The following is a 25623-nucleotide window of genomic DNA, read 5'->3' as shown; positions in this document are numbered from 1 at the left end:
CTGGCGAGTTAAGCCTTTTTGTAGAAGCTAGCTTGCTCGCGAAAAACGTCAACGATAACGCGTGCATTCTGGATAAACGCGGTGTCTTTGAGTTCTTCGCGAGCAAGCTCGCTCCTACAAGGCTTAACTGATCGGCATTAGCCTTGGTGGCCGGTTTTTTTGTGCCTGGAATGTGTACCGAATTGAGGCGCAAGAAACGTAGTTCTCCGTAGAGTTGGCCGGTTTAAAGTGCGATCGTTCGCGGCAAGTCACCTGCCCACCAAGGAGTTCGCTCATGCACTGTGAATACAAACTCATGCCCTCCCCCGTCGGCCAACTGACACTTGTGGCTCGGGACGGCAAACTGGCCGCTATTCTGTGGCCCACCGAACGTGCCAATCGCGTACGCCTGGGTGCCTTGCAAGAAGCCGACGACAGCCCGGTGTTGCAGGAAACCGAGCGCCAACTGAAGGAGTATTTCGCGGGTACCCGCCACCGTTTCGAACTCGAACTGGACTTTGACGGCACCGAATTCCAGCGCAAGGTCTGGGCCGCATTGTTGACTATTCCATTCGGTGAAACCCGCAGCTACAGCCAGATTGCCTCGCAGATCGGCCACCCGAAAGCCGTCCGCGCGGTGGGTGCGGCCAATGGGCGCAATCCGATTTCGATTGTTGCGCCCTGCCACCGCGTGATCGGGGCTTCAGGCGGACTGACCGGATTTGCCGGCGGCCTTGAAGCCAAGCAGTACCTGCTGTCCCTGGAAGATGACGAGCAGACAAAGCTCGCAATCTAATACGTCACGGCAATGGTCCGCGTACAAAGGACCGGTACTGAAACAACGCTCGAAAGCCAAGCGTGTGATAAAGCGAGAGGCCTTGCGTGGAGGCCTCGAGAAAACACCAGCGCGCCCCGAGGCTCATGGCATGGGCCAACGCAGTGTGTATCAAGCGCGTCGAATAGCCTTTGGCGCGATAGGCAGCGTCGGTCCCTATGTCATTCAGGCGAGCCAGGTCATCGCACAGGGTCAGGGTCAATGAGCTGACCGGCTGGCCTTTTTCCGCCAGGGTGAAGTGGTAGAACCGTGCGCCGCGGTCGAGCGCCGCCTGGTGTCGCGCCTGATAGTGCGCAGTTCCTTCGGCAGGCATGCCGAACGCGTTGCCCATGGGGCCGGCCCAATCGTTGAGGTTATGCGCCAAACTGATTTCGCCGTCGCCAGCCACCTGAGGTGAAGCGGCAAACCCTGCCAGATCAAGGACCATCGCGGTGCTCGTTTCTATCTCGATGAAGCCCAGCGTCTCGATGATTTCGCCCAGTGCCTCGACGTGCTCCTGCCGAGCAACCAGCCGGATTGGCAACTTGGTACGACGCATCAAAGCCTCGCATTCGAGCATTGCGTTACCCAACGGCGCGCTCCCCACGCGCACCAACAGCAGATTCCACACACTGCCGTATTCATCATCCCGATAGACATTCACACAGGCGTTGAAACGCCGGTGCGATAGGCTGGTCGCGGCGAAAAAGTACTCTTCGGCGCAGTGGTAGCGCGCCTCGACGAGGTTAGGCATTGGCAGATCCGCTCAAAAGCCCAGTCTTGCGAAGACCTTGCAGGGACACTGTCAGCACTTTCCGAAAGACGCACCGAACCGTTACCGGAGCAACACCTCCAATCTGTTTGCCCTCGGACAAATGTAAAAAGAAATTTCAGAGCTGGGTCATGGTCAGTACTTACATCAGCACTATCAACGGAGCACGACCATGAAATTCTCGAGACTTTCACAGCACCTGTCCCAATGGGCGGGCAGCGCCCGGACCTTTTACGCAGCGCTGGTATTAATCTTCCTGTGGGCCTTGAGCGGACCCTGGTTCCACTACAACGATACCTGGCAACTGATCGTCAACACCTCCACCACCATCATCACTTTCCTGATGGTGTTCCTTATCCAGAACACGCAAAACCGCGACAGCGACATGCTGCACATCAAGATCGATGAACTGTTGAGGGTGACTAAAGATGCGCAGAGCGCCGTACTGAGCCTGGAGGGCCTGGATTTGAAAGCACTGGAAAAACTGCGTCGCGAATACGAGGCCATCGGTGAACGACAAACCGTCGACGTCAACAGCAACGACTCGGTGACCACGGACACCAAACCGCTAAAGACCGATCTGAGCCAGGCCTGAAAAAACGGCGGCTGGATTGATTCCAGCCGCCGTCATTGAATGCGACGCCAACGATCAGCTTTCGTCGCGACGGTTCTTGCCATAGGTGGACGCCAAGGCCCGGGCTTTTTCCAGGCGGGTTTCCAGCTTCGGCAACGTCTCGTCGACCAGCGCCTTTATTTCCGGGATATCAGAAGCGGCGCCTTCCTGCTTGAACAGCGCGATGGCCTCTTCGTTGGCCTTGACCTGCTGGGCGGTGTAAGCGGCATCGAAAGAATCACCGTCGGTGAGTTCAGGCATCAGGTTTTGTGCCTTGTCGACGATCTGCTCGCGAGGCGCAACGGGCAGGTCAAGCTTCTTGGCGATGGCTGCCAGATGCTGATTGGCCAAGGTGCGCTCGTTGATCACCTCGATGGTGTAATCCTTGATTTCCTGTGATGAAGTCTTGGCGTGGGCCATGCGACTGGTTTCGATATCGGCCATGCCTTTGGCCGACGCCTGCTCGATAAACTCGGCAGGCCCCTGGGCCATGACATTACTGGCGCCGAGGCCCAGCAGCAGCGCAAGACTGGCGGTGCGTAACCGGATAGCCATGCGGCTCATGATGAATTCCTCCAGATGAAAAACATGCCGGGGAACGAGCCCCGCCCTGAATCTGAATTTTCAGAGCGGCAAAGGTTTAGAAAAAACTTCCTGGCGCGACGAACGGTCGTCGCGGCTCAGGTGGTTTTACTCCCGAGCAATCCCGGCAACGCATGCACCAGAGCGTTGATCGCAAAACCGATAAACATTACGCCACAGAGCCTGGTGATCAGTACTTCATGGCGCTGATACGCCGTGCGCACGTACCGCGCGCCGACAATCCCGATCAGGATGGCGTACGCCAGCAGTCCACCGACAAAACTCAGGAAAATCAGCCACGGCAACATGTCCCAGGTGAGTAATTCGGCCCGGCTCGCCAGCAACGCGGTAAACGTCGCCACGGCCACCGGATAAGCCTTGGGGTTGGTCAGGCCAAACACCACGCCATGCCAGAAAGGTTGCCGCGCCGCGCCTTGAGGCGCGTCTCCGCTACGGCTGCGGGTGCGGATGGCGCGCATGCCGAGCCAGAACAGATACACACCGCTGAGCACCCCGAGGACGTCAAAAGCGCCGCTGCCGATTTCCCGCGCCCCGACTATTGCGATCAACGCGGTGCTGCACCACACCACATCGCCCAGCAAGTGCCCGCATAAAAAACCGGCGCCCGCCCGACGACCACGGGCCGCACCGATGCCGAACACCGCCAGCACACCAGGTCCTGGGGTGATGCCATAGATAAAACCCGAGGCGAGCACGGCAAACAGCAACGATGGAGTCATGGTGAACACGCTCTGAAAGACGAATAAGGGGGCGCATCGATTGTGCAACGCAGCAATCTTAGCCGCCGCGTTTGGCCAGCACATCCTCGACGTGTTCGATCAGCCATTGCAAGGCACCATCTCCGCCACGCCGTGTATGCCACGCCAGCACGAACCCGAACGACGCAATGTGGAACGGCGGCGGCACCACCAGAAGTCGTTGCGTGTCGATGTTAAGCAATCCCTGTGACGAAACGGTCAGGATCAGGTCGGTGCCCTCGATCAACTGCGGCGCAATGCCCCAGTGCGGCAGGCTGATTGCAACATGCCGCCGCTCGCGGATGGCGGTCAGCGCCCGTTCGATTTCCGGGGTGCCGCTGCCACGCATTTCCAGCAACACATGCGGGCGCGCCAGGTAGGTCGGCAAGTCCAGTGTGCCGTCTTCGGGCAGGCTGGCACGGTCCACCAGACAGGCATAGTGCTCCTCGAACAACGGCGTACTGCGCAGTTCAGCTGGCAGGTCGGGAAAGACCCCGGCCGCCAGGTCGAGTTCTCCACTGAGCACGCCGTCCACCATGCCTTCGCGACTGGCATGGAGGATCTGCAGGTCGATACCCGGTGCGAATTCGCGCAACCTGCGCACCAGTCCGGGCAACAGTAGCGCAGCGCCATAATCCGACATGGCCAGACGAAACGTGCGCTTGGCCGAAGTCGGATCGAATCGGTTCGGTGCCAGCAGCGATTGCACCTGAGCCAACGCGTCGGCCAGTGGCGCGGCCAGCTCCAGCGCACGCGCGGTTGGCACCAGGCCGCCACCCTGGCGCACCAGCAGCGGATCCCCCAGCAAATCCCGCAAGCGCGCCAGCGCATGGCTGACCGCGGGCTGACTCAGGTGCAGGCGTTCGGCGGCACGGGTCACGTGTTGCTCGCTGAGCAAGGCGTCCAGAATCACCAGCAAGTTAAGGTCAATGCGACGAAGATCATTCATGGCATGCATGGTCTGCATAAGAACTTGGAATTTAAATCTGCGCGACGAATAGCTTAGAGTCCAGCAAAACCTTCTGGAGCATTCTCATGAGCACATTGCATTGGCTGGGATTACTGCTGCTGGCGGTCATCGCCGGAGCCGTGGTGCCGTTTCAAAGCGCGATCAATGCCAACCTCGGACGCGGCCTGGGTCATCCTTTATGGGCAACCCTGGCTTCGCTGATGGTGAGCATTCTGGTGTTGCTGCCAGTGATGCTGGCCCTGCGCTTACCGCTGCCCGACCTGGGCTTTATCACCAAGGCACCGTTGTGGATGTGGGCAGGCGGCGCGTTCGGCGTGTGCTTTATTTCCCTGGCGCTGGTGTTGATGCCCAAGCTGGGCGCCTCGGGTTTTATCGCCTTGGCCCTGGCCGGACAAATCCTCGCCTCGTTGCTGCTGGATCACTTTGGCCTGTTTGGCCTGGCAGAGCGGCAGCTGACGGCACCCCGAATGCTCGGAGCACTGATGTTACTGGGCGGTGTGCTGTTGATTCAGTTCAGCGCGGCGCCCGCCAAGGCCCTGACCGCTGCTTGACGCTCGATCAGCTACGCTCGGCAGCCAGCTGGTTGATCTGCGCGGGCTCGATAATCGGCTGCGCGGCACCGTGGCGGACCACCGTCAGCATTGCCCGGCCCAGGCTCTCGGTGCTCACCACCCAGGCCGGCCGCACACGACGAATCACTGACAGCACGGGGTTGATGACGGTGTAGATCGATTGGTAAAGCGCGGTTTTCGAGCGCACGCCGTACAGTGGCTGAATCACACCCGGACGGAACAGATAGACCGCCTTGAACGGCAGGCGCAGCAACGCGTTTTCGGTCTTGCCCTTGATCCGCGCCCACATCACCTTGCCCTGCCCGGAACTGTCGGTGCCGGCGCCGGAGACGTAGACAAAGGTCATCTGCGGATTGAGTCGCGCCAGGGTGCTGGCGGCCACCAGCGTCAGGTCATAGGTCTGGCGGGTATAGGTGTCTTCATCCATCCCGACCGAGGACACCCCCAGGCAAAACAGACAGGCATCAAATCCCTGGAGCAAGTGCTCCAGGGGCTGGAAGTCAAACATATCGGCATGCAGCACCTGGTGCAGCTTGCCGTGTTCCTGAGTCAAGGCGGTACGCCCCACCGCCACCACTTCCTGCACATCAGCGGCCAGCAGGCACTCGCGCAACACGCCTTGGCCGACCATGCCGGTGGCACCGAACAGTAGAACTCTCATAAGGGTAAACCTCAGCGGCAAGCATCAAGCTTCAAGCTTCAAGCTTCAAGCTTCAAGTTAAGAGCAGTGTGCAGATTAACAGCTTGTTGCCCGAGGCTTATAACTTGCCGCTGTTCCCCTCAGAACGCGCTGCGGAAAATCTCCTCAATCTGCCGCTGATCGGCAGGCCGGGGATTGGTCAGGCCACAGGCGTCCTTGAGGGCGTTGGTCGCCAGCAACGGGATGTCTTGCACCTTGGCGCCGAGTTCGCGCAGACCGGCGGGGATCTCGACGTCCTGGGACAGGCAGCGAATCGCGGCAATGGCGGCTTGGGCACCTTCTTCCGGGGTCAAGGACTGGGTCTCGACACCCATGGCTCGGCCCACGTCGCTCAGGCGCGCGGCGCTGACGCTGGCATTGAAGCTTTGCACATGCGGCAACAGCACCGCATTGCAGACGCCGTGAGGCAGGTCATACAGACCGCCCAACTGGTGGGCCATGGCGTGGACGAAGCCCAGGGACGCGTTGTTGAAAGCCATGCCGGCAAGGAATTGGGCGTAGGCCATGTTCTCCCGGGCGGCCATGTCGCTACCGTCGCGCACGGCCAGGCGCAGGTTGGCGCTGATCAGTTCGATGGCCTTGATTGCACAAGCATCGGTAATCGGGTTGGCGGCGGTGGAGACATACGCTTCGATGGCGTGGGTCAACGCATCCATGCCGGTAGCCGCCGTGAGCCCCTTGGGCATGGCGACCATCAGCGCAGGATCGTTGACGGACAGCAGTGGCGTTACGTTACGGTCGACAATCGCCATTTTCACGTGCCGGGTTTCGTCGGTGATGATGCAAAACCGCGTCATCTCGCTGGCCGTACCGGCGGTGGTATTGATCGCCACCAGTGGCAGTTGCGGCTGGGTCGATTGGTCGACCCCTTCGTAGTCACCGATGTGCCCGCCGTTGGTGGCGCACAGGGCGATGCCCTTGGCGCAGTCATGGGGCGAGCCGCCGCCCAGGGACACCACGAAATCGCAGCCACTGTGCTGGAGCAACGCCAGGCCTTTCTCGACATTCTCGACGTTGGGGTTGGGCTTGGCGCCGTCATAGAGCACCGAATCGATGTCTTGCCTGGCCAGTTGGTCGGCGATCATGGCAGCAACGCCCGCCTTGGCCAGTCCGGCGTCAGTCACGATCAGCGCCTTGCGAAAACCGTAGTTGCGGATGGCGGTCATGGCTTCGTCGAGGCAGCCGATGCCCATGATGTTGACGGCGGGAATGAAGAAGGTGCTGCTCATGGTGATTTCCTCGGGATACGTTGATGCCTACAGCATCGACCCCACCCGCCTGTGGGATCTTGATCAGGATCAACGTCGGCCCGTGATAAAGTCACCGTCCAGCCGTTTTTGAGTAGACCCGCCGCAATGAAGGATTTCCAGGATATCGACGCCTCCCTTGAAGACTGGAACGTGCTGCGCGGCAGCATCGCCTTCGCCGCAATCCTGATCGGTAACGGCGCCAGTCGCGCAGTGTGGGAGGATTTTGCCTACGACTCGCTGTTCGAAAACGCTCGCGCCGTGGAAGAAAAACCCCTGGGCGCTTCCGAGTTGAGCGTGTTTGACGCGATGCAGACCCGCAGCTTCGAGCAAGTGCTGGGCGCACTGAAAACCACCAGCCGGGTCAACAAGGCCCTGGCCGTCAGCTCTGCGGCGCCGCGTAATCGTTACTATGCAATCAAGGAAGCGCTGATCAATACCATCCACGCCGTGCATATTCCGTGGCGCCTGGTACAGCCAACGACCCTGACCACGATCAATCAGGAGTTGGCGCGTTACCCAACGGTGTTCACCAGCAACTACGACCTGCTCAACTACTGGTCGATCCTCCATGCACCGGGTATCGATGACCTGTTCCGTGGTGCCGACGCGCACTTTGATTTGCGCAACACTGCGACCGACACCCCACGCATTCTCTACCTGCACGGTGGTTTGCACCTGGTGCGCAATCTCGATGGCTCGGCGCGCAAACTGGCGTCCACCGACAGCACCCTGCTCAGCAGTTTCGCCATCAACAATACCCTCAAGACCCTCGACGACGTGCCCTTGTTTGTCAACGAAGGCCCGAGTGGCGAGAAGCTCAAGAGCATTCGCAGCTCGGATTACTTGTCGTTCTGCTATGAGCAGTTGTTGGAGCAGGAGGGCGCGCTGTGCATCTTCGGCCATCATCTGGGTGAGCAGGATTCACACTTGGTGGAGGCGATCCGACAGTCGAAGATCAAGTCCCTGGCCATCTCGGTATCTGGTCGCAGCGAGGGGTTTATCCAGCAGCAAAAGCGCCGTTATGCGGGGTTGTTCGAGGGAATGGATATAGATCTGCGGTTCTTTGCAGCGCGCACTCATGCGCTGGGCAATCCAGCGCTGTCCATACCCGTCGAACACTGATCTGCACCTCAATGAGGATCCCGTGTGGGAGCGGGCTTGCTCGCGATTGAAGCGTGTCAGCCAATACATCCGGCGACTGACCCACCACAATCGCGAACAAGCCCGCTCCACATTTGCTCAACGCTATTCTTCGGAGCTGTGCACCACCACCAGCAACTGCGCCTGCACCTCCCCCACCGAGCGAATCCGATGAGGCTTTTGTGCGTTGAAATGAAGCGCGTCGCCCCGCTCCAGAATTACCCGCTCATTCATGAAATCCACCTCCACCCGACCTTCGTGAACGAACAGAAACTCTTCCCCCATATGTTCCTTGAAGGTCTTGTCGCTGAACTCAGTCGGCGGGTAGATGATAAATGGCAACAGGCTGCGCTGACTGACCTGGTGAGCCAGCACCGCATAGCCCGGTGACGCCTCGGTACCGGACAAAAGCTGGCGTTCGTGACTACGCACCAGGCTGTAACTGTCGAGGCTGGCATTGTCTTCGCTGAACAGCTCTTCAACCTTGACGTTCAGCGCCTTGGCCAGTTTCAGCGCTGCGGCAATCGACGGTGTGTTCAAGCCACGCTCGACTTTGGACAGGTAACTCTTGGTCATGGCGGATTTTTCGGCCAAGGCTTCCAAGCTAATGCCGAGTTTTTTTCTTAGTAATTTCAAACGGATAGACATTCGCAGCGATTAATCCAGGCAGGACGCGATGATTATTGCTTGTCAATGACACAGAGTGTCATATAGCATCTTTTGTGTCATTTGTGCGAACCCAACGACCTTGCGAGCAGCGGGAACCAGCAAATCGACGTCCATTGAACCTTCCAAAGGGACACCGATATGGCCAAGACATTAGCACTTGCGAAAGAACAACTGGTCAAGCAAGTGCTGACCCAGATGCAAAATACCCTGGCGGATAATACGTGGACTGACCGGCAAAAGCTGGCCTTGACCTGCCGTATTCTGTTCGAGAACGGTCACGACTCCGGTCTCGCCGGGCAGATCACCGCGCGAGGGCCAACACCGGGCACCTACTACACCCAGCAACTGGGCCTGGGTTTCGATGAAATCACCGCTGGCAACCTGCTGCTGGTCAACGAAGACCTTGAAGTATTGGAGGGCCACGGCATGCCCAACCCGGCCAACCGTTTTCACAGTTGGGTGTACCGAGGCCGGCCGGATGTGAACTGCATCATCCACACCCATCCTACCCACATTGCCGCCCTGTCAATGCTGGAAGTACCGCTGCAGGTGTCGCACATGGACCTCTGCCCGCTGTATGAAGACTGCGCGTTCCTGGAGGCCTGGCCCGGCGTGCCGGTGGGTAACGAAGAAGGTGAAATCATCACCACCGCCCTGGGCGACAAGCGCGCCATCCTGCTGTCGCATCACGGCCAGTTATCCACCGGTAGCAGCATCGAAGAAGCCTGTGTGATAGCGCAATTGATCGAACGGGCAGCCAAACTGCAACTGCTGGCCATGGCAGCCGGCACTATCAAGCCGATCCTGCCGGCGCTGGGACGCGAGGCCCACGATTGGATCTCCAAACCCAAGCGCCACGGCGCAGCGTTCAACTACTACGCCCGGCAGAACCTGCGTCAACACGCCGATTGCCTGAACTGAAGCCTTTTTCGACCGGAGATCCTCCATGTCCAGCCCTACTATTCACGGCATCATCGGCTACACCATCACCCCTTTCAGCGCCGACGGCGCTCGCGTCGACCTCGACGCCCTGGGCCGTTCCATCGAGCGTTTGATCGACAGCGGCGTACAGGCCATCGCGCCGCTCGGCAGCACGGGCGAAGGTGCCTACCTGAGCGACGCGGAGTGGGACGAAGTCAGCGCCTACAGTATTTCGAAGGTCGCCAGGCGGGTGCCGACCATCGTCAGCGTGTCCGACCTGACCACCGCCAAGGCCGTACGTCGCGCCCGTTTCGCCGAAGGGCAAGGCGCCGATGTGGTCATGGTGCTGCCGGCTTCTTACTGGAAACTCAGCGAAGCACAGATCTTCGCGCACTATGCGGCCATCGGCGAGAGCATCGGCGTGCCGATCATGCTTTATAACAATCCGGCCACCAGCGGCACGGACATGTCGGTGGAGTTGATCCTGCGCATCGTCAACAGCGTCGACAATGTGACGATGGTCAAAGAGAGCACCGGTGATATTCAGCGCATGCACCAGTTGTATCGCCTGAGTGACGGCAAATTGCCGTTCTATAACGGCTGTAACCCCTTGGCGCTGGAAGCCTTCGCCGCTGGTGCCAAAGGGTGGTGCACCGCCGCACCGAATCTTATTCCACAACTCAACCTGGACTTGTACCAGGCGGTGCTGGCCAACGATTTGAACACGGCACGGGACCTGTTCTACCGCCAGTTGCCCTTGCTGGACTTCATCCTCAAGGGCGGTTTACCGGCGACGATCAAGGCCGGTTTGCGGATGACCGGGTTGGAAGCTGGCGATCCGCGACTGCCGGTGTTTCCGCTGGATGAGACAGACCGCACGCAATTGAGCACGCTTTTGGCGACATTGCGTTAAGCCAGAGCCAATAGCCTCGAAAAAACCCCGGCACTCCCGTGTCGGGGTTTTCGCGTTCACGGGAACTGTCAGGTCTTGTCTTTGATGGTGGTCGTGGGACCGTTGGTCTTGACGCTTTCGATGCCCTTGTCCCGAGCGGCTTCCGAAGCATACTGCTCGCTATTGCCGATCACCTGGTGATTGGCGGCTTTGAGGTTGAAGTACGGTTGGCCGCTCTTGGCGAGTTTTTTCTCATAACGCTCAGCCAGCGGACTGTTGGCCTGAACCGAGGCGATACCGTTTTCAGCGGCACTTTGAGTGGTGTAAAGCTCACTGGTCAAAATAGTTTCCGCATTGCCTGCCTTAAGCACAAAGCGAAATTGCCCATTGGTGCTTTTTTCTAACTCATACCATCCAGCCATGCTCTGCTCCCTTTAACCGAGAATGCGATCAACGACCTGTAGGATTAAAGGCCATGCTCGCTTTTTTGCCACCCGGGAGCACTCTTTGAGCACTGCCCGGAGACAAATGACAATAATTCTCGATATCATTCACGACTTTCCTGTCGCGCGCGCTGTCAGAAGGATATCCATGTCTCGTTTCAAGCCCGACCCGTGGTCGCCCGAGACCTTTCGCGGTTTTTATGCAGATATCCTGCATTACCTGCGCAAGCGCACGGACAATGCCAGCGACGCGGCGGACATGACACAGGATGTCTTCACCCAATGGCTGGACTACCGCGACCGGGCCAAGGTCGAGCAGCCACGGGCATTTCTGTTTCAAATGGCGCGCAACCTGCTGCGTGATCATTGGCGCAAACAGAAAGTGCGACACCTCGTTCACCACGAACAGGCCGACCGGGATGCCGAGCCTTTTATCGACGAGCAAAACGATCCGATGGCCGCCGCCCAACGCATCCAACGCCTGGAACAGTTGAAAGAAGTCCTCGGTGAACTCTCGCCGCGCCGGCGAGAAGCCCTTATGCTGCACCGCTTCGAAGGCCTGAGCCAGGCCCAGATCGCCGAACGCATGGGGATTTCGATCAGCATGGTGGAAAAGCACATTGCCTTTGCCCTGCTGCACTGCAAGCAGCGACTTCAACGAGAACCGGGCAAGGAGCAGCCAGAATGACCCGCTTGAGCGACACCGACAGCCGTGAAATTGATGAGCACGACGCCATCGATGCCCAGGCCGCCAGTTGGTTTGCGCGCAACCGCCACGAAGGCGGCCAGGTCGACCGCAAGGCATTTGCCGCCTGGCATGCCGAGCCGGCGCATGCCCGCGCCTACGCCGAATTCGAACAGCTGTGGGCCGACCTCGGCCAGTTGCAGCAACTCAACAAACCCATCCCGCTGCCCCCTCGCAAACCCTCGGTCTGGCGACCGGCGCTGGCCGTCGCGGCAGCGCTGGTGTGTGCGGTGCTGAGCAACAACCTCGGCGCCCCCCGTGGGCTCTATCACGCCGACGTCGCGGCACAAGGCAAAGGTATGCGCAGCCTGAACCTGCCGGACGGCAGCACGTTGTACATCAACGCCAATACCCGGTTGCGGGTCGACTTCAACGCCTATCGCCGCGAGGTCTCTCTGGACCAGGGCCAGTTGTACCTGGAAGTGGCGCCTGACAAGGAGCGACCGCTGTTCGTGCGCGCAGGCGAAGCCAATGTGCGGGTGGTGGGCACCGCGTTCGATGTGCGACGCAGCCAGCAGCAGCTGGTCGTCAGCGTCGCCCACGGAAAGGTCGCCTTCGAGCCCGACCACAAGGCCGACGCCACATTGCTCGGTGCACAACAGCGAGCCAGCTACAGCTACGCCAAGGGCACCGTGCAACGACAAACCCTGGGCGCCGGCGAAATTGCCGACTGGCGCAGCGGACACCTGTCCTTTCGCAACCGCGAACTGGCCAGCCTGATCGACGAACTGAACCTGTACCGCCCCAAGGCGGTGGTGCTGGCCGACGGTGCGGTGGGGCAACTGAAGGTCTCGGGCAACCTTGATGTGAATGACCCGGACGCGCTGCTCAACGCGTTGCCGGCGCTGCTACCGGTCAAGACCGTGGTGCTGAAAGACGGAAAAATCAGGATCGAGGCGCGTCAATAAGACAGCATCGCCCACTTGAGAATATTTTACATTCGCATGTGTGGTTTTTTTTGGCTGCCGCGTCTTCCTCCGGTCTGCGTTTGATACGCATGCCTTTTTTGGCTATTTAGCCGCTTTGGGGGATTTCATGTTTCGCGCGCCTTGCCATACTCAGCAGCTGTTTCTTCGACCGACACTCATCGCCACGTGCCTGGCCTTCTGCCTCACGGCCCAGGCCGAATCGTTCAACTGGCAACTGCCGGCTCAGCCTCTGGCCACCTCATTGAGCCAGGTGGCACAACAGGCGAAAATCCAGCTGCTGTTTGATGAAGAGCTGCTGCGCAATATGCAGGCGCCAGCCATCCACGGCGACTATACCCCGCAAGTGGCAATCCGCACGCTGTTGAGCAACCGCGAACTGACGCTGATCAAAGTTGGCAGCACCTATGTGGTGCGCCCGCAGGAAAGCAAAACCACCAGCAGCGGTGTGATTCAACTGGACGCCTTGAGCGTGATTGGCAACGGCAATCAAGTCGACTCCAGCACCGTGGGCCGCTCCACCCTGTCCCAGGCCGATATCGACCGCTACCAGCCCAACAACATCGCCAGTCTGGTGCAGACATTGCCGGGTGTGACCATGGGGGGCTCGATGAAACCGGGCGGCCAGACCATCAACATCCGCGGCCTGGGCGATGCCGAAGATGTGCCCTTGACCGTCGATGGCGCGACCAAAAGCGGGTTCGAGCGCTATCAGCAGGGCACCGTGTTCATCGAGCCTGAGTTGATCAAGAGCATCGAGGTGGAAAAAGGCCCGCACTCGGCTTTCACCGGTAACGGTGGCTTTGGCGGGACCGTCAACATGATCACCAAAGACGCCCCGGACTTGCTCAAGGACGGTCGCGACAGCGGCGCGATGCTCAAGTACGGTTACTCCAGCAATGACCACGAACAGGTCTACAGTGGCGCCGTCTACGGGCGTACCGACGATGGCCGCTTCGACGCACTGGCCTACCTGACTCAGCGCGACGGCGGCGACATGAAGCTGGCAGATGCCCGCCCCGATCCAAATAACGCATTCCCGATCAACCCCCAGCGCCTGCCCAACAGCGCGCAAAATGTCGACGGCAAACTGTTCAAGCTCAACCTGCACCTGACCGACGAACACAGCGTCGGCATGTCCTACTCTCGCTCCAACAGCCAGCGCTGGACGCCTTTCTCGGCCAAAAGCTACCCGACGCCACCCAGCCAGAGCAATATCGACCGTTATGGCTACGAGGGAGCGCTGAAACGGTTTTTAGCCAACCGAACCACGGTCGACACCACCTGGTCGGGCAAATACGAGTATCAGCCGCTGGACAATCCGTGGGTGGACATGAAGCTCAGCTATTCGCAGTCCGACACCGATCAGACCGACGAACGCAACGCCGACGCTTACTTCAGCCTGGCCACCGGCGGGCGCAAGATGGACACCGCCTACACCGACAAGATTCTTGAACTGCGCAATATCAGCCGGTTCAACACCGGCCCGCTGGAGCACGCCCTGACCACCGGCGTGCAACTGCGCAAGCACATCCGGGAAACCGAGAGTTGGATGCCCGGCTCGACCCACGACACCCCCAAATACAACCATGGGCATTTCCAGCCGTCGTTCATGCCCCACGGTAAAGTCGACACTCACGCGTTCTACCTGCAGGACGCCGTGACCCTGGGCGACGTGACCATCACCCCGTCCCTGCGCTACGACCATGTGCGCAACCGCGGCGACGCCAACGATGCGCCGTACTACAGCAGCCAGGACCCAGCGGTTGGCCATGACTACAGCAACCGCACTTACACTGGCTGGTCACCGCGTCTGGCAGCGTTTTGGCAAGTTACCCCGGACGTGGCCATGTTCGCCAACTGGAGCCGCACCTGGCGCGCACCGGTGATCGACGAGCAGTATGAAGTCCAGGGCCTGGGCAGCCGCACTGCCACCAGCCTCGACCTCGACCCGGAGCGCATCACCGCAATTACCCTGGGTAACGTCACTAACTTTTCCAACGTGATTGCCAGTGGCGACAACCTGCAACTGCGCACAACGCTGTTCCACAACAAAATCGAAGACGAGATTTTCAAGGCCACCGGCATCGGTTGCCAGCAACAAATGGTGGTGCCCGGCAGCATTGCCGATGTCTGCACCGACCAAGCAGCGAAGTCCAATTACCGGAATGTCGGCGGCATGACCATCAAGGGCTTCGAGCTCGAAGGCTACTATGACTCCAACTATCTGTTCGGTTCCTTGAGCTACTCATGGGCCACCGGCAAACGCGAAAACCCTTACACCAACCCTTGGGCAACCGACCTCCACGTCTGGGCACGTGATATACCGCCGGCCAAATGGGTTGCCGTGCTGGGCACTAAAATCCCGAGCTGGGACGCACAAGTCGGCTGGCAAGGGCAATTCGTGCGCAAGACCGACCGCCTGCCCAGTGACAGATACTCAGGCGGCTTGAACAGTTCGGTAGGCGACCGTTTCTACGATCAGTACGCAAACGCCAGCTATGACACCCAAGGCCTGTTCGCCAACTGGAAGCCGCAACAGGCGTATCTGAAAGGTACCGAAGTCAACTTCACCGTCGACAACCTGTTCAATCGCAGCTACCTGCCCGCCTTGAGTGGCGACAGTGCCTACAGCGTAGGGCGCAACGCGAAAATCAGCGTGACGCGGTTTTTCTAGGCCGGAGGCTGCTATTCGCAGCCCCGTCGATACCGTCTTGAAGCTCGCCAAGCAACCGTAACGCCCGAGCGCTCCCTACCCAATGCAGCTCAAGACGGGATTCGCAGACGTCTAAATGGACAGGTAACCATCGGCCCGCAACAGGCTTTCCAGGCAATGCTCGGTGATGTTGTAGAACGCCTTGAGTTCCTCGATTTTGACCAACAACTGAGTCGGGTCAACCGGCTCTGGGCGTTTGACCGCAAGGATCATCTTGTTCTTGTTGGTGTGTTCCAGGGAAATGAACTCGAAGACCTTGGTCTCGTAGCCACAGGCTTCCAGGAACAATGCCCGCAGACTGTCGGTGAGCATTTCCGCCTGCTGGCCCAGGTGCAGGCCGTATTGCAACATGGGTTTGAGCAACACCGGGCTCTGGATCTGCAAGCGGATCTGCTTGTGACAGCACGGCGAGCACATGATGATCGACGCGCCGGAGCGGATACCGGTATGAATCGCGTAATCGGTGGCAATGTCACAGGCATGCAGGGCGATCATCACTTCCAGTTCGCTCGGCGCCACGCTACGCACGTCGCCACACTTGAACTGCAGCCCGGGGTGCTCCAACCGAGCCGCGGCGGTGTTGCACAAGGTCACCATGTCTTCGCGCAACTCGACGCCCGTCACCTGGCCCTCGGCCTTGAGGGTGTTGCGCAGGTAATCATGGATCGCGAAGGTCAGGTAACCCTTGCCCGAGCCAAAATCCGCGACCCGCACCGGCTGATCCAGTTGCAACGGCGAGGAGGTCAGCGCATGGCTGAACACTTCGATGAACTTGTTGATCTGCTTCCACTTGCGCGACATCGCCGGGATCAACTCGTGCTTGGCATTGGTCACGCCCAGGTCGGCGAGAAACGGCCGGCTCAAGTCGAGGAAACGGTTCTTCTCACGGTTGTGCTCGGCCGACGGCGCCTCACGCAACTGTTGCGGCTTGCTTCTGAACAGCGAGCTTTTGTTCTTTTTGCTGTATTCCAACTGCGCTTCGTCGGTGACCGACAACAGGTGCGCGTTCTTGAACGAGGCCGGCAGCAGCCCGGCAATTGCCGCCACGCCCTCTTCCACGGCGAAGTTCTTGGTGATGTCGCGGGTTTTGTAGCGATAGACGAAGGACAGACACGGCTGTTCCTTGACCGTCAGTTGCTTGATGATCAGGCGCTGCAGGTCTGCTTCATCGCCAACGTACTTGGCCAGTACCAATTTGATAAAGGCGTTTTGCTCAAGGCTCGCGCTCAGCAGTTCGATGAACTGCGCATGATGATCCGGCGCGGGGCTGGCAGGTTTGGCAGTAACAGACATGAACAAAAACGCCTCGGGCTGGAAATGCCGGGCATTTTAAGGGGGATAGGGCGCCAGGGCACGGAGTTATTTGCCCAACGGACACCACCATTGAAAAATGTGGGAGCGGGCTTGCTCGCGATAGCGGTGGATCAGTCAACATCTTCAGTGACTGACACTGCGCTATCGCGAGCAAGCCCGCTCCCACATTTTTGAACGGGTTACTTCAGGACGATCAGGCGGTTGGGCAACTCATTGCGCGCATGCGTCACCGGCACATGCTCCTTGAGCAGTTCGCCGCAGGCCTCGATGCACGTGATAAATCCGGCCAGCGTCTGCCCCTGTTTCACCTGCTGGGTAAACGTCTTGACGATGGCATCCCAACGGCTGTCATCCAGCCGTTGGGAAATCCCGTCATCCACCAGGATTTCCACATACCGTTCGGCTTCGCTGACAAAAATCAGCAGGCCGGTGCTGCCGACGGTGTGGTGCAGATTCTGCTCCAGGAACTGCCGGCGCGCCAGGTTCGACGCCCGCCAATGCCGCACGGTGCGCGGGATCAGTCGGGTGGTGATCGACGGCAGCCGGAACAGCAGGCACAACACAATGAACGTCGCCCATTGGGTCAAAAGCAAGGTGTGCATGCTCAGCCAGCCAAACAGGTAATGCACGATTCCCGGCACCACCAGCGCCACCACACTGGCCCACAACAATGGGATGTAGGCGTAGTCGTCGGCACGGGCCGCCAGCACGGTCACCAGTTCTGCGTCGGTCTGTTGCTCGACCCTGGCGATCGCTTCGGCGACCTGACGTTGCTCGTGTTCACTCAGTAATGCCATGGTTGTAGTTGCTCGTTAGTTATTGTCATTACCAGCCGCCCGAAGCCCCGCCACCGCCGAAACCACCGCCGCCGCCTCTGAATCCGCCACCACCGCCCCCGCCCCCGCCACGGCCGCTGCTGCTGAGAATGGCCAGCAGAATGGCACCCACCGGCAGGCCCATGCGATTGCACAACCACAACACCACCAGCAGCAGGATGAACAGACCGATGGAGAACACCGGGTTGTTCCTGGCAAAATCGGGATCAGCGACATGGGCTGGCACCGCCAGCGGTTCACCGCCCACCACCTGCAGCATGGCGGCAACGCCATCGCTGATACCCTGGCTGAAATTCCCCGCCTTGAACGCTGGCGTGATCACCTGATTGATGATCACCCAGGACTGCGCATCGGTGAGCACGCCTTCCAGGCCGTAGCCGACTTCGATGCGCAACTTGCGCTCATCGCGGGCGACGATCAACAGTGCGCCATTGTCCTTGCCCTTTTGGCCAATCCCCCAATGTCGCCCCAACTGATAACCGAAATCCTCAATCGGCAATCCTTGCAGGTCCGGCACCGTGACCACCACGATCTGATCCCCGGTGGTTTGCTCCAGCGCCTGCAATTGCTGGCTCAGGCGCTCACGCACCGCCGGCTCGATCATTTGCGCGTTATCAACCACCCGCCCGGTCAAGGCCGGGAAGTCCAGGGCGGCCTGGGCAGTCAGGCACCAGGACAGCAGTAACGCCGCCAGCCACCAAGCACGCCGGCCCATCAGAATTTCACTTGCGGCGCTTTATCGGCATCGGCACTGGTAGCCTCGAAGTTGGCGCGGATCGGCAAGTCGCTGTACATCACGCTGTGCCACAGACGACCAGGAAAGGTCCGAATCTCGGTATTGAACGCCTGCACCGCAGCGATAAAATCACGACGCGCGACGCTGATACGGTTTTCGGTGCCTTCAAGCTGCGATTGCAGGGCCAGGAAGTTCTGGTTGGCCTTCAGGTCCGGATAACGCTCGGACACCACCATCAGGCGGTTTAGGGCGCCGCTCAAACCGTCCTGGGCTTGCTGGAACTGCTTGAGTTTTTCCGGGTTGTCGAGGGTGCTGGCGTCCACCTGGATCGAGGTGGCCTTGGCCCGCGCTTCGATCACCGCAGTAAGGGTGTCCTGCTCGTGGGCAGCGTAGCCCTTGACCACTTCCACCAGGTTGGGGATCAGGTCGGCGCGTCGTTGATACTGGTTCTGCACCTGGGCCCAGGCCGCCTTGACCTGCTCGTCGAGGGTCGGAATCTTGTTGATGCCACAACCGCTCAGCACGGTGCTGATCAGTAACAGAGCGGCTGCTTTCCAGCCCCATCGAAGAGTATGTGCTGCTTGCATGGTGTTTCTCCTGCCCAATCCTATGGAATTTGATGACTGACCCTATACATCGCGCGCTTGGGGCATAATCCGCCATCACTGGATTGCATTGAGCCAATCAGCTAAAAAGATGCCCAGCGCGATAGAGAGTTCAGAAGTGTGCGGCATTTATCCGAATAACACCCGAACAACAATAGCCGTTCCCAACATTTTGGCCGAGTAGCGTTCCGCTTGAACGCTGCACAGGGCGCCAAAAAAGGATATTCATGAAGAAGCTGTGTTTGCTGGGCCTTGTTGCCACTCTGGCCAGTTACCCCGTTATCGCCGAGACCAGGCCCGCTACGCTTAAAGACAAGGACGCCTTCGTCAGCGACCTGCTCAGGCAAATGACCCTCGATGAAAAGATCGGCCAGTTGCGCCTGATCAGCATCGGCCCGGAAATGCCCCGCGAGATGATCCGCAAGGAAATTGCCGCCGGTCGCATTGGCGGCACCTTCAATTCCATCACCCGCGCGGAAAACCGTCCGATGCAGGACGCGGCCATGCGCAGCCGGTTGAAGATCCCGATGTTTTTCGCCTATGACGTGATTCACGGCCATCGGACGATTTTCCCTATCAGCCTGGCGCTGGCGTCGAGCTGGGACATGGACGCCATCGCTCGTTCCGGGCGCATCGCCGCCAAGGAAGCCGCCGCCGACAGCCTCGACATTACCTTTGCGCCAATGGTCGATATCTCCCGCGACCCGCGCTGGGGCAGGACCTCCGAAGGCTTTGGCGAGGACACCTACCTGGTGTCGCGCATCAGCGAAGTGATGGTCAAGGCCTTTCAGGGCCCAAGCCCGGCCCAGGCCGACAGTCTGATGGCCAGCGTCAAGCACTTCGCCCTGTACGGCGCGGTGGAAGGCGGTCGCGACTACAACGTGGTCGACATGAGCCCGGTGAAGATGTACCAGGATTACCTGCCGCCCTACCACGCCGCGATCAAGGCCGGTTCCGGCAGCGTGATGGTGGCGCTGAACTCGATCAACGGCATCCCGGCCACCGCCAACACCTGGTTGATGCACGACCTGCTGCGCAAGGAATGGGGTTTCAAAGGCCTGACCGTCAGCGATCACGGCGCGATCTTCGAGCTGATCAAGCACGGCGTGGCCAAGGATGGGCGGGAAGCGGCCAAGCTGGCGATCAAGGCCGGTATCGACATGAGCATGAACGACCAGTTGTACGGCAAGGAACTGCCCGGCCTGCTCAAATCCGGCGAAATCGAACAGAGCGACATCGACAACGCCGTGCGCGAAGTGCTGGGCGCCAAATATGACATGGGCCTGTTCGCCGATCCGTACCTGCGTATCGGCAAGGCGGCAGATGATCCGGCCGACACCTATGCCGAGAGTCGCCTGCACCGCAGCGAAGCGCGCGACATTGCGCGGCGCAGCCTGGTATTGCTGAAAAACCGGAACCACACGCTGCCGCTGAACAAATCCGCGACCATCGCGCTGGTGGGCCCGCTGGCCAAGGCACCTATCGACATGATGGGCAGTTGGGCCGCTGCGGGTCGACCCGATCAGTCGGTGACCCTGCTGGACGGCATGAGCCACGCCATCGGCGCGAACGGCAAGGTGATCTACGCCCGTGGCGCCAACATCACCGACGACAAGGCCGTGGTGGACTACCTGAACTTCCTCAACTTCGACGCGCCGGAAGTGGTGGACGATCCGCGCTCGGCCCAGGCGATGATCGATGAAGCGGTGAAGGCTGCCAGGCAGGCTGACGTGGTGGTGGCCGCCGTGGGCGAATCTCGTGGCATGTCCCATGAATCCTCCAGCCGCACCGACCTGAACATCCCGCAAAGCCAGCGCGAGCTGATCAAGGCGTTGAAGGCGACCGGCAAACCGCTGGTTCTGGTATTGATGAACGGCCGCCCGCTGTCGATCCTTGAAGAAAACCAACAAGCCGATGCGATCCTGGAAACCTGGTTCGCCGGTACCGAAGGCGGCAACGCGATTGCCGATGTGCTGTTCGGTGACTACAACCCGTCGGGCAAACTGCCGATCACCTTCCCACGTTCGGTGGGCCAGATTCCGACCTACTACAACCACCTGACCATTGGCCGGCCGTTCACGCCGGGCAAACCGGGCAACTACACCTCGCAGTATTTCGACGACACCACCGGACCGTTGTATCCGTTCGGTTATGGCTTGAGCTACACCACGTTCAGCCTGTCGGACATGGCGCTGTCGTCCACCACCCTGAACAAGACCGGCAAGCTCGAGGCCAGCGTCATCCTGAAAAACACCGGCAAGGTCGATGGCGAAAGCGTGGTTCAGTTGTACATCCAGGACGTGACCGGCTCGATGATCCGGCCGATCAAGGAGTTGAAGAACTTCCAGAAGATCCTGCTCAAGGCCGGCGAGTCGCGGGTAGTACGCTTTACCATCACCGAGGATGATTTGAAGTTCTACAACACCCAGCTCAAGTTCGCCGCGGAACCGGGCGAGTTCAATGTGCAAATCGGGCTGGACTCACAGGATGTGCAGCAGCAGAGCTTCGAGCTGCTGTAGGGGGCAGCTGCAAGCTGCAAGCTTGAAACTTGAAGCTTGCCGCTTGCACCTTAAAACCTACCCCCTCCCCTTCAGCAAATTCACCACCAACCGATCAAGCCAGCCCCACATCCGCTGCTTCACCCGGCGCCACAACGGCCGGGCCTTCCACGCCTCCAGGCTGACCACCTGGCTCTGCGCAAAATCGCGCTCGAAACTGTCCACCACCGCCAGCGTCAACGCGGGATCCAGGGCTTCCAGGTTAGCCTCCAGGTTGAAGCGCAAATTCCAGTGATCGAAGTTGCACGAACCGATGCTCACCCAATCGTCCACCAGGACCATTTTCAAGTGCAGGAAACACGGCTGGTACTCGAAGACCTTCACCCCGGACTTGAGCAGGCGCGGGTAATAGCGGTGCCCGGCATAACGCACCGACGGGTGATCGGTACGTGGCCCGGTAAGCAGCAGCCGCACATCGACACCGCGTCCGGCGGCACGGCGCAAAGCCCGGCGTACGCTCCAGGTCGGCAGGAAATACGGCGTGGCCAACCAGATACGGCGTTGACCGCTGTGCAATGCGCGAATCAAGGACTGCAGGATGTCGCGATGCTGCGCCGCGTCGGCATACGCCACCCGGCCCAGCCCTGGTCCGGTCGCCGGCAGTTTGGGCAGGCGTGGCAGACCAAAATGCGTGTCCGGTTTCCAAGCGCGCCGCTCATCGTTGGCCAGCCATTGGCGGTCGAACAAGGCTTGCCAGTCCTGCACCAGCGGGCCGCTGATTTGCACCATCACTTCATGCCAGTCGCAGGTGTCGTGCCCGGGGTTCCAGAACTCATCGGTAACCCCGGTGCCACCCACGACAGCGATGCTCTGATCGATCAACAGCACTTTGCGGTGATCACGGTAGAGGTTGCGCATCCCGCGGTGCCAGCGCAGGCGATTATAGAAGCGCAGTTCGACACCGGCATCGATCAAGCGCCGCCGCAAGCTGAGGGTAAACGCCAGGCTGCCGTAATCATCGAACAGGCACCGTACCCGCACACCGCGCTCGGCCGCCTGGACCAGCGCCTGGACCATTGCCTCGGCACAAGCGCCCGCCTCCACCAGATACATCTCAAGTTCTACCTGACGCTCGGCGCGGGCGATGCCCACCAGCATCTGCGGGAAAAAGCTCGCGCCGTCGATCAATAATTCGAACTGATTGGCGCTGCGCCAGGGAAACACCGCGCCTTTCATGTCAGCGAGCCGTGAAAATCAGCACCGCACCCACCGGCACCGACAAACTGATGGTTTCCAGGCCAGCCAGTTTGCGCAGGGCCGTGACGCCCGGCAGCAGGTCAAAGTCGGCGGCGTTCAGTACCAACGGTTCCAGGGTCACCACCTGGAAACGCCGGTCGTCCAGGCGAGTCGCCAGCAGCTCGGCGTTATAGGTTTTGGTCTTGCCGTGCAGCGTCACGCTCAACGGCAAGACCAACTCCAATTGCGCGCCGGAAGCCAGGTCGTTGATCGGTTGCAGGTTGATCTGCGTTTTGATCAAGGCGTCGGGAAACGTCTTGATCTCGAACAATTGATTGCGCATACGCTCGTCGCGCAAGGGAATACCGCTGTTGACCGACTCCAGCTCGACTTCCAACTGCGCCGCGCCCTTGCCGTCAACCTTGCCGTGCAGGACCAGGAAGCGGTGGACTTCGCTCATGTGGGTGTTTTTGGTGGTCACGAATGACAGGCGTGAGGACTCGTTATCCAGGTACCACGCCGCTTGCGCGGGTACGGCAACGGCGGCCAGCAGCACGAGGACCAGGGGTTTGAACAGAGCAGCGTTGAACATAAAAACTCGCGGGGCGGAAAACCTGGGCGAACAGTAGCAAAGACCTCCTGCAGGAGCGAGCTTGCTGGTGAAGAACGTTAACGATAAGCCGGCTTGCCTGGGTCAACGCGGCGCCTTTGGATTTTCGCGAGCAAACCGGCTCCGACAAAAAGCCCTCTGGCGCTGGGGGACGGCGTAGCGCGCAGCGGGTTAATCCTCACTGCGCCGTTAGTTCAGCAGACTTTTCCCAAGTTACTCCCAGAAAAGTCCGACTGTACTTTTGATAACCACATACTCAGGGTTGTAGAGGGATAACGCACGCTTACTTATTGTCATGGGTGGATTACTAGATGTTCGTTCTCACCGAAGTAACAAGAGGCAAGCAGCACAAGTATTAATGGATAAGGGAAAAACAATGAGCAAAGGATATTTCATTGGCCTGGGTGACAAGACCACCTGCGGCGGCGAAGTGCTGGAGGGTGATAAACGAATCAACTTCTATGGCCTGCTTCATGCGTGCGAAGGTGACCGGGTCACCTGTGGCAAGAACGGCGAGACGTATAAGATCCTCGGCGGCATTTCCCACATGAACAGTCATGGCCGGCTTATGGCTGGCACGCTGGACAGCGTCAGCGGTTGCCCCTGCCAAGCCCGACTGATTCCTTCGGTGTCCACGGCCTCCTACAGCAGCCGCAACGCTGCACCACGAGCCGCTGAAGCGGTCCCCGCCACTCGTTCGGTGGCGCCGCAGCAAGCCAGCTTCACCCCGTCGAACACGCCAGCCCCAACGCCCTTCACCAGCCTGCAGGGCCAGGAACCGGGTTTCTATGTTGCGCCCAAAAGCATGACCCGCGAAGCACTGGAGGCCACGCTGTTCCCGGTGCGCGATCCGGCGGTGATGAGCAAGTTCCAAGCGCTCAATCCGAATGTCGGCGATGTGAAAGCCGGCTCGATGATTGTGCTCAGCGATCCGCACAACACATCCTGCACCTATCAGGAAGCGCAATTGATGCAGGCCGCGCAACAGGTCCAGGCGTCCCTCGACCCCCTGACACCGGAAGAGGCCGAGTTCATGTTCCGCCACGCGGCTGAAATCGCCAGTTTTAGCGGGCAGACCTCAACCTGGCTTGGCGTCAGCGCGGTGGTGATGGAAAAGCACCTGAGCAACCTGCGCGACACCCTGCAAGCCATGGAGCGCTTGCATCAGGAAAGCTATCGTCAGCACGGCCACCTGAAATCGCAACAGTTCTTCGCCGATCGCCGGCACCTGATCAAGCAGCTGGATGCCCATCTGTTGAACTCCACTCGACTGCGTGGCCAGACAACCTTGGGCGACCACCCGAAGTTGAAAGCGGCGCTGGGCATTTCCAGCAAGAGTCTGGTGCATCACTGGAACAAGGCCGGTGCACCGGGGCAGATTCCGGGCTATGCCACTCATGTGGAAGCGACCAGTCGTGCGGCCAAGTACATGACGGCGGGCGGGTATATCGGTATCGGGATTGGCGGTGTGTCTTCGTTGCTGGCGATTCAGCAGGTGTGTAGCGGCGATTCTGGAGAGGCGTGTGAGAGGGTCAAGTTTACGGAAGGGGGGAAGTTTGGCGGGTCCACCGTGGGTGGCGCCATAGGTGGAGGTATAGCCAAATATGCCAGCGGGCCAATCTGTGTGGCGCTTGGCGTCTCTACGGGTATAGGAGGTGTTATCTGTGTCGCCGCCGTTATAGGGACTGGTGCTTGGATGGGTACAACTCTCGGTGGTATGGGTGGCGAAATAGGCGGAGAAATTCTGTACGAGAAAACCTTGCCATGATGACAGAGGAATTTTGGAAGTCTTGGCTGGCTTTCTGGATTGTCACCGGGGGCCCTCTGCTCGGTTTTGTGAGCGTTGCATACACTTTGTACCTAAGCCATCGTCACTTGGGCGCCATGAAGGAGGCCTTGAAGAACAGCCGTTATATTTATCTTTGGGGGGCAAGCCTGGGCAAACGGGGTTTGATTTGCTCCCTCTTGGAGATAGCAAAAATCGCCGGAATGGTGACATGGTCGAGAGCGTATATTCGTATGGGAGATATAGATCCTATCGATCTTGAAAATTTTCCACCTTATCTGAAACGTCTTTTGATCATCGATGCAACGATGAAGATCATTGCCTTCTTCTGGATGATAATTGGAGGCCTGCTGGTGAAATTTAAGTAACTCGATAGACGACTCCACATTGCAAGCGGAGCTGGATATTTCCAATAAGAGTCTGGTGCCTCACTGGGCCAAGGTCTAATGCCGTTCAGTTAAACAAATAGCGTCCACGGTAGGAGCGAGGCGCGCGCCTAACCCTTGCCCCTACAAAAACCTTAACTGAACGGCATTAGGA

The 25623-nt window shown here is 59.4% G+C and carries 26 protein-coding genes; 12 read left to right on the top strand and 14 right to left on the bottom strand.

The annotated features are described in order from the left end of the window. The first annotated feature begins 274 nt into the window (after window positions 1-274). On the top strand, window positions 275-775 hold the full coding sequence (locus tag AC6CIA_RS06170) for a methylated-DNA--[protein]-cysteine S-methyltransferase (RefSeq protein ID WP_084376979.1): 501 nt from the start codon (window positions 275-277) through the stop codon (window positions 773-775). A 4-nt stretch (window positions 776-779) separates the two neighbouring features. On the opposite strand, the gene AC6CIA_RS06165 is transcribed toward AC6CIA_RS06170, so the two are convergent. After that, window positions 780-1547, bottom strand: coding sequence for a GNAT family N-acetyltransferase (locus AC6CIA_RS06165; RefSeq protein WP_498311101.1), 768 nt, complete (start codon window positions 1545-1547; stop codon window positions 780-782). A gap of 190 nt (window positions 1548-1737) precedes the next feature. On the opposite strand from AC6CIA_RS06165, the gene AC6CIA_RS06160 reads away from it, so the two are divergent. Continuing rightward, the gene (locus tag AC6CIA_RS06160; RefSeq protein ID WP_498311100.1) at window positions 1738-2160 is read left to right on the top strand and encodes a low affinity iron permease family protein; all 423 of its coding nucleotides are present in this window, start codon (window positions 1738-1740) and stop codon (window positions 2158-2160) included. A 54-nt stretch (window positions 2161-2214) separates the two neighbouring features. On the opposite strand, the gene AC6CIA_RS06155 is transcribed toward AC6CIA_RS06160, so the two are convergent. The 3 genes from AC6CIA_RS06155 to AC6CIA_RS06145 all read right to left on the bottom strand — a co-directional run bounded on the left by AC6CIA_RS06155 (window position 2215) and on the right by AC6CIA_RS06145 (window position 4476). Continuing rightward, the gene (locus AC6CIA_RS06155; RefSeq protein ID WP_339529129.1) at window positions 2215-2742 is read right to left on the bottom strand and encodes a DUF4142 domain-containing protein; all 528 of its coding nucleotides are present in this window, start codon (window positions 2740-2742) and stop codon (window positions 2215-2217) included. A gap of 116 nt (window positions 2743-2858) precedes the next feature. After that, window positions 2859-3500, bottom strand: coding sequence for a LysE family translocator (locus AC6CIA_RS06150; RefSeq protein ID WP_339529128.1), 642 nt, complete (start codon window positions 3498-3500; stop codon window positions 2859-2861). 58 nt (window positions 3501-3558) lie between these two features. Continuing rightward, window positions 3559-4476 (bottom strand): LysR family transcriptional regulator, encoded by a 918-nt coding sequence (locus AC6CIA_RS06145; protein ID WP_498311211.1) that lies wholly within the window; start codon window positions 4474-4476, stop codon window positions 3559-3561. A gap of 77 nt (window positions 4477-4553) precedes the next feature. Here AC6CIA_RS06145 and AC6CIA_RS06140 point away from each other — a divergent pair, with 77 nt between their 5' ends. Next, on the top strand, window positions 4554-5039 hold the full coding sequence (locus tag AC6CIA_RS06140; RefSeq protein ID WP_498311099.1) for a DMT family transporter: 486 nt from the start codon (window positions 4554-4556) through the stop codon (window positions 5037-5039). Window positions 5040-5046: 7 nt separating this feature from the next. Here AC6CIA_RS06140 and AC6CIA_RS06135 read toward each other — a convergent pair whose 3' ends face one another. Together AC6CIA_RS06135 and yiaY are read right to left on the bottom strand one after the other, a co-directional pair. After that, the gene (locus AC6CIA_RS06135; RefSeq protein ID WP_498311098.1) at window positions 5047-5721 is read right to left on the bottom strand and encodes an NAD(P)H-binding protein; all 675 of its coding nucleotides are present in this window, start codon (window positions 5719-5721) and stop codon (window positions 5047-5049) included. A 119-nt stretch (window positions 5722-5840) separates the two neighbouring features. After that, the gene (gene yiaY / locus AC6CIA_RS06130) at window positions 5841-6989 is read right to left on the bottom strand and encodes an L-threonine dehydrogenase (RefSeq protein WP_498311097.1); all 1149 of its coding nucleotides are present in this window, start codon (window positions 6987-6989) and stop codon (window positions 5841-5843) included. Window positions 6990-7115: 126 nt separating this feature from the next. Here yiaY and AC6CIA_RS06125 point away from each other — a divergent pair, with 126 nt between their 5' ends. Next, on the top strand, window positions 7116-8132 hold the full coding sequence (locus tag AC6CIA_RS06125) for a DUF4917 family protein (protein ID WP_498311096.1): 1017 nt from the start codon (window positions 7116-7118) through the stop codon (window positions 8130-8132). 123 nt (window positions 8133-8255) lie between these two features. On the opposite strand, the gene AC6CIA_RS06120 is transcribed toward AC6CIA_RS06125, so the two are convergent. Next, a complete protein-coding gene (locus AC6CIA_RS06120) occupies window positions 8256-8798 on the bottom strand; it encodes a helix-turn-helix domain-containing protein (protein WP_498311095.1) in 543 nt (180 codons plus the stop codon). Between the two features lie 159 nt (window positions 8799-8957). Here AC6CIA_RS06120 and AC6CIA_RS06115 point away from each other — a divergent pair, with 159 nt between their 5' ends. Further along, a complete protein-coding gene (locus tag AC6CIA_RS06115; RefSeq protein ID WP_498311094.1) occupies window positions 8958-9740 on the top strand; it encodes an aldolase in 783 nt (260 codons plus the stop codon). 25 nt (window positions 9741-9765) lie between these two features. Continuing rightward, window positions 9766-10653, top strand: coding sequence for a dihydrodipicolinate synthase family protein (locus tag AC6CIA_RS06110; RefSeq protein WP_498311093.1), 888 nt, complete (start codon window positions 9766-9768; stop codon window positions 10651-10653). A 68-nt stretch (window positions 10654-10721) separates the two neighbouring features. Here AC6CIA_RS06110 and AC6CIA_RS06105 read toward each other — a convergent pair whose 3' ends face one another. Then, window positions 10722-11054: a YegP family protein gene (locus AC6CIA_RS06105; RefSeq protein ID WP_339529119.1), complete on the bottom strand. Its 333-nt coding sequence runs from the start codon at window positions 11052-11054 to the stop codon at window positions 10722-10724. Window positions 11055-11223: 169 nt separating this feature from the next. Here AC6CIA_RS06105 and AC6CIA_RS06100 point away from each other — a divergent pair, with 169 nt between their 5' ends. The 3 genes from AC6CIA_RS06100 (at window position 11224) to AC6CIA_RS06090 (ending at window position 15423) form a co-directional block, all read left to right on the top strand. Then, window positions 11224-11763, top strand: coding sequence for an RNA polymerase sigma factor (locus AC6CIA_RS06100; protein WP_498311092.1), 540 nt, complete (start codon window positions 11224-11226; stop codon window positions 11761-11763). Beyond that, window positions 11760-12728 carry a FecR family protein gene (locus AC6CIA_RS06095; RefSeq protein ID WP_498311091.1) on the top strand — a complete coding sequence of 323 codons (969 nt, stop codon included), beginning with the start codon at window positions 11760-11762 and terminating at the stop codon, window positions 12726-12728. Before AC6CIA_RS06100 ends, AC6CIA_RS06095 begins: the two co-directional genes overlap by 4 nt. Window positions 12729-12855: 127 nt before the next feature. After that, window positions 12856-15423 (top strand): TonB-dependent receptor, encoded by a 2568-nt coding sequence (locus AC6CIA_RS06090; protein ID WP_498311090.1) that lies wholly within the window; start codon window positions 12856-12858, stop codon window positions 15421-15423. A 111-nt stretch (window positions 15424-15534) separates the two neighbouring features. Here the strand turns inward: AC6CIA_RS06090 and AC6CIA_RS06085 are convergent, their stop codons facing one another. The 4 genes from AC6CIA_RS06085 to AC6CIA_RS06070 form a co-directional block, all read right to left on the bottom strand. Next, window positions 15535-16755 (bottom strand): class I SAM-dependent methyltransferase, encoded by a 1221-nt coding sequence (locus tag AC6CIA_RS06085; protein ID WP_498311089.1) that lies wholly within the window; start codon window positions 16753-16755, stop codon window positions 15535-15537. Between the two features lie 200 nt (window positions 16756-16955). Beyond that, window positions 16956-17573: a TPM domain-containing protein gene (locus tag AC6CIA_RS06080; protein WP_498311088.1), complete on the bottom strand. Its 618-nt coding sequence runs from the start codon at window positions 17571-17573 to the stop codon at window positions 16956-16958. A gap of 28 nt (window positions 17574-17601) precedes the next feature. Next, entirely contained in the window at window positions 17602-18327 is a 726-nt protein-coding gene (locus AC6CIA_RS06075) for a TPM domain-containing protein (RefSeq protein WP_498311087.1), read from the bottom strand. Beyond that, window positions 18327-18935 carry a LemA family protein gene (locus AC6CIA_RS06070; RefSeq protein ID WP_339529112.1) on the bottom strand — a complete coding sequence of 203 codons (609 nt, stop codon included), beginning with the start codon at window positions 18933-18935 and terminating at the stop codon, window positions 18327-18329. The genes AC6CIA_RS06075 and AC6CIA_RS06070 overlap by 1 nt, the downstream gene beginning before the upstream one ends. Window positions 18936-19180: 245 nt before the next feature. On the opposite strand from AC6CIA_RS06070, the gene bglX reads away from it, so the two are divergent. Further along, window positions 19181-21472, top strand: coding sequence for a beta-glucosidase BglX (gene bglX, locus AC6CIA_RS06065; protein WP_498311086.1), 2292 nt, complete (start codon window positions 19181-19183; stop codon window positions 21470-21472). A 57-nt stretch (window positions 21473-21529) separates the two neighbouring features. Here bglX and AC6CIA_RS06060 read toward each other — a convergent pair whose 3' ends face one another. Together AC6CIA_RS06060 and AC6CIA_RS06055 are read right to left on the bottom strand one after the other, a co-directional pair. Further along, on the bottom strand, window positions 21530-22687 hold the full coding sequence (locus AC6CIA_RS06060) for a phospholipase D-like domain-containing protein (RefSeq protein ID WP_498311085.1): 1158 nt from the start codon (window positions 22685-22687) through the stop codon (window positions 21530-21532). A 1-nt stretch (window position 22688) separates the two neighbouring features. Next, complete coding sequence (locus tag AC6CIA_RS06055) at window positions 22689-23279, bottom strand: YceI family protein (RefSeq protein ID WP_339529109.1); 591 nt, start codon at window positions 23277-23279, stop codon at window positions 22689-22691. Between the two features lie 394 nt (window positions 23280-23673). Between AC6CIA_RS06055 and AC6CIA_RS06050 the strand changes: the two genes are divergently transcribed. Continuing rightward, on the top strand, window positions 23674-25065 hold the full coding sequence (locus tag AC6CIA_RS06050) for a PAAR domain-containing protein (protein ID WP_498311084.1): 1392 nt from the start codon (window positions 23674-23676) through the stop codon (window positions 25063-25065). Then, a complete protein-coding gene (locus AC6CIA_RS06045) occupies window positions 25062-25451 on the top strand; it encodes a hypothetical protein (protein WP_339529107.1) in 390 nt (129 codons plus the stop codon). Before AC6CIA_RS06050 ends, AC6CIA_RS06045 begins: the two co-directional genes overlap by 4 nt. The last annotated feature ends 172 nt before the right edge of the window (window positions 25452-25623 follow it).

The organism is Pseudomonas sp. GQ91 (assembly GCF_059758795.1).
This window is presented reverse-complemented; position numbering and strand designations above follow the sequence as displayed.

Excerpts from the sequence above, each read along its gene's own strand:
- AC6CIA_RS06170 (WP_084376979.1), top strand. The coding sequence starts at position 275 with ATGCACTGTGAATACAAACTCATGCCCTCCCCCGTCGGCCAACTGACA.
- AC6CIA_RS06165 (WP_498311101.1), bottom strand. The coding sequence starts at position 1,547 with ATGCCTAACCTCGTCGAGGCGCGCTACCACTGCGCCGAAGAGTACTTT.
- AC6CIA_RS06160 (WP_498311100.1), top strand. The coding sequence starts at position 1,738 with ATGAAATTCTCGAGACTTTCACAGCACCTGTCCCAATGGGCGGGCAGC.
- AC6CIA_RS06155 (WP_339529129.1), bottom strand. The coding sequence starts at position 2,742 with ATGAGCCGCATGGCTATCCGGTTACGCACCGCCAGTCTTGCGCTGCTG.
- AC6CIA_RS06150 (WP_339529128.1), bottom strand. The coding sequence starts at position 3,500 with ATGACTCCATCGTTGCTGTTTGCCGTGCTCGCCTCGGGTTTTATCTAT.
- AC6CIA_RS06145 (WP_498311211.1), bottom strand. The coding sequence starts at position 4,476 with ATGCATGCCATGAATGATCTTCGTCGCATTGACCTTAACTTGCTGGTG.
- AC6CIA_RS06140 (WP_498311099.1), top strand. The coding sequence starts at position 4,554 with ATGAGCACATTGCATTGGCTGGGATTACTGCTGCTGGCGGTCATCGCC.
- AC6CIA_RS06135 (WP_498311098.1), bottom strand. The coding sequence starts at position 5,721 with ATGAGAGTTCTACTGTTCGGTGCCACCGGCATGGTCGGCCAAGGCGTG.
- yiaY (WP_498311097.1), bottom strand. The coding sequence starts at position 6,989 with ATGAGCAGCACCTTCTTCATTCCCGCCGTCAACATCATGGGCATCGGC.
- AC6CIA_RS06125 (WP_498311096.1), top strand. The coding sequence starts at position 7,116 with ATGAAGGATTTCCAGGATATCGACGCCTCCCTTGAAGACTGGAACGTG.
- AC6CIA_RS06120 (WP_498311095.1), bottom strand. The coding sequence starts at position 8,798 with ATGTCTATCCGTTTGAAATTACTAAGAAAAAAACTCGGCATTAGCTTG.
- AC6CIA_RS06115 (WP_498311094.1), top strand. The coding sequence starts at position 8,958 with ATGGCCAAGACATTAGCACTTGCGAAAGAACAACTGGTCAAGCAAGTG.
- AC6CIA_RS06110 (WP_498311093.1), top strand. The coding sequence starts at position 9,766 with ATGTCCAGCCCTACTATTCACGGCATCATCGGCTACACCATCACCCCT.
- AC6CIA_RS06105 (WP_339529119.1), bottom strand. The coding sequence starts at position 11,054 with ATGGCTGGATGGTATGAGTTAGAAAAAAGCACCAATGGGCAATTTCGC.
- AC6CIA_RS06100 (WP_498311092.1), top strand. The coding sequence starts at position 11,224 with ATGTCTCGTTTCAAGCCCGACCCGTGGTCGCCCGAGACCTTTCGCGGT.
- AC6CIA_RS06095 (WP_498311091.1), top strand. The coding sequence starts at position 11,760 with ATGACCCGCTTGAGCGACACCGACAGCCGTGAAATTGATGAGCACGAC.
- AC6CIA_RS06090 (WP_498311090.1), top strand. The coding sequence starts at position 12,856 with ATGTTTCGCGCGCCTTGCCATACTCAGCAGCTGTTTCTTCGACCGACA.
- AC6CIA_RS06085 (WP_498311089.1), bottom strand. The coding sequence starts at position 16,755 with ATGTCTGTTACTGCCAAACCTGCCAGCCCCGCGCCGGATCATCATGCG.
- AC6CIA_RS06080 (WP_498311088.1), bottom strand. The coding sequence starts at position 17,573 with ATGGCATTACTGAGTGAACACGAGCAACGTCAGGTCGCCGAAGCGATC.
- AC6CIA_RS06075 (WP_498311087.1), bottom strand. The coding sequence starts at position 18,327 with ATGGGCCGGCGTGCTTGGTGGCTGGCGGCGTTACTGCTGTCCTGGTGC.
- AC6CIA_RS06070 (WP_339529112.1), bottom strand. The coding sequence starts at position 18,935 with ATGCAAGCAGCACATACTCTTCGATGGGGCTGGAAAGCAGCCGCTCTG.
- bglX (WP_498311086.1), top strand. The coding sequence starts at position 19,181 with ATGAAGAAGCTGTGTTTGCTGGGCCTTGTTGCCACTCTGGCCAGTTAC.
- AC6CIA_RS06060 (WP_498311085.1), bottom strand. The coding sequence starts at position 22,687 with ATGAAAGGCGCGGTGTTTCCCTGGCGCAGCGCCAATCAGTTCGAATTA.
- AC6CIA_RS06055 (WP_339529109.1), bottom strand. The coding sequence starts at position 23,279 with ATGTTCAACGCTGCTCTGTTCAAACCCCTGGTCCTCGTGCTGCTGGCC.
- AC6CIA_RS06050 (WP_498311084.1), top strand. The coding sequence starts at position 23,674 with ATGAGCAAAGGATATTTCATTGGCCTGGGTGACAAGACCACCTGCGGC.
- AC6CIA_RS06045 (WP_339529107.1), top strand. The coding sequence starts at position 25,062 with ATGATGACAGAGGAATTTTGGAAGTCTTGGCTGGCTTTCTGGATTGTC.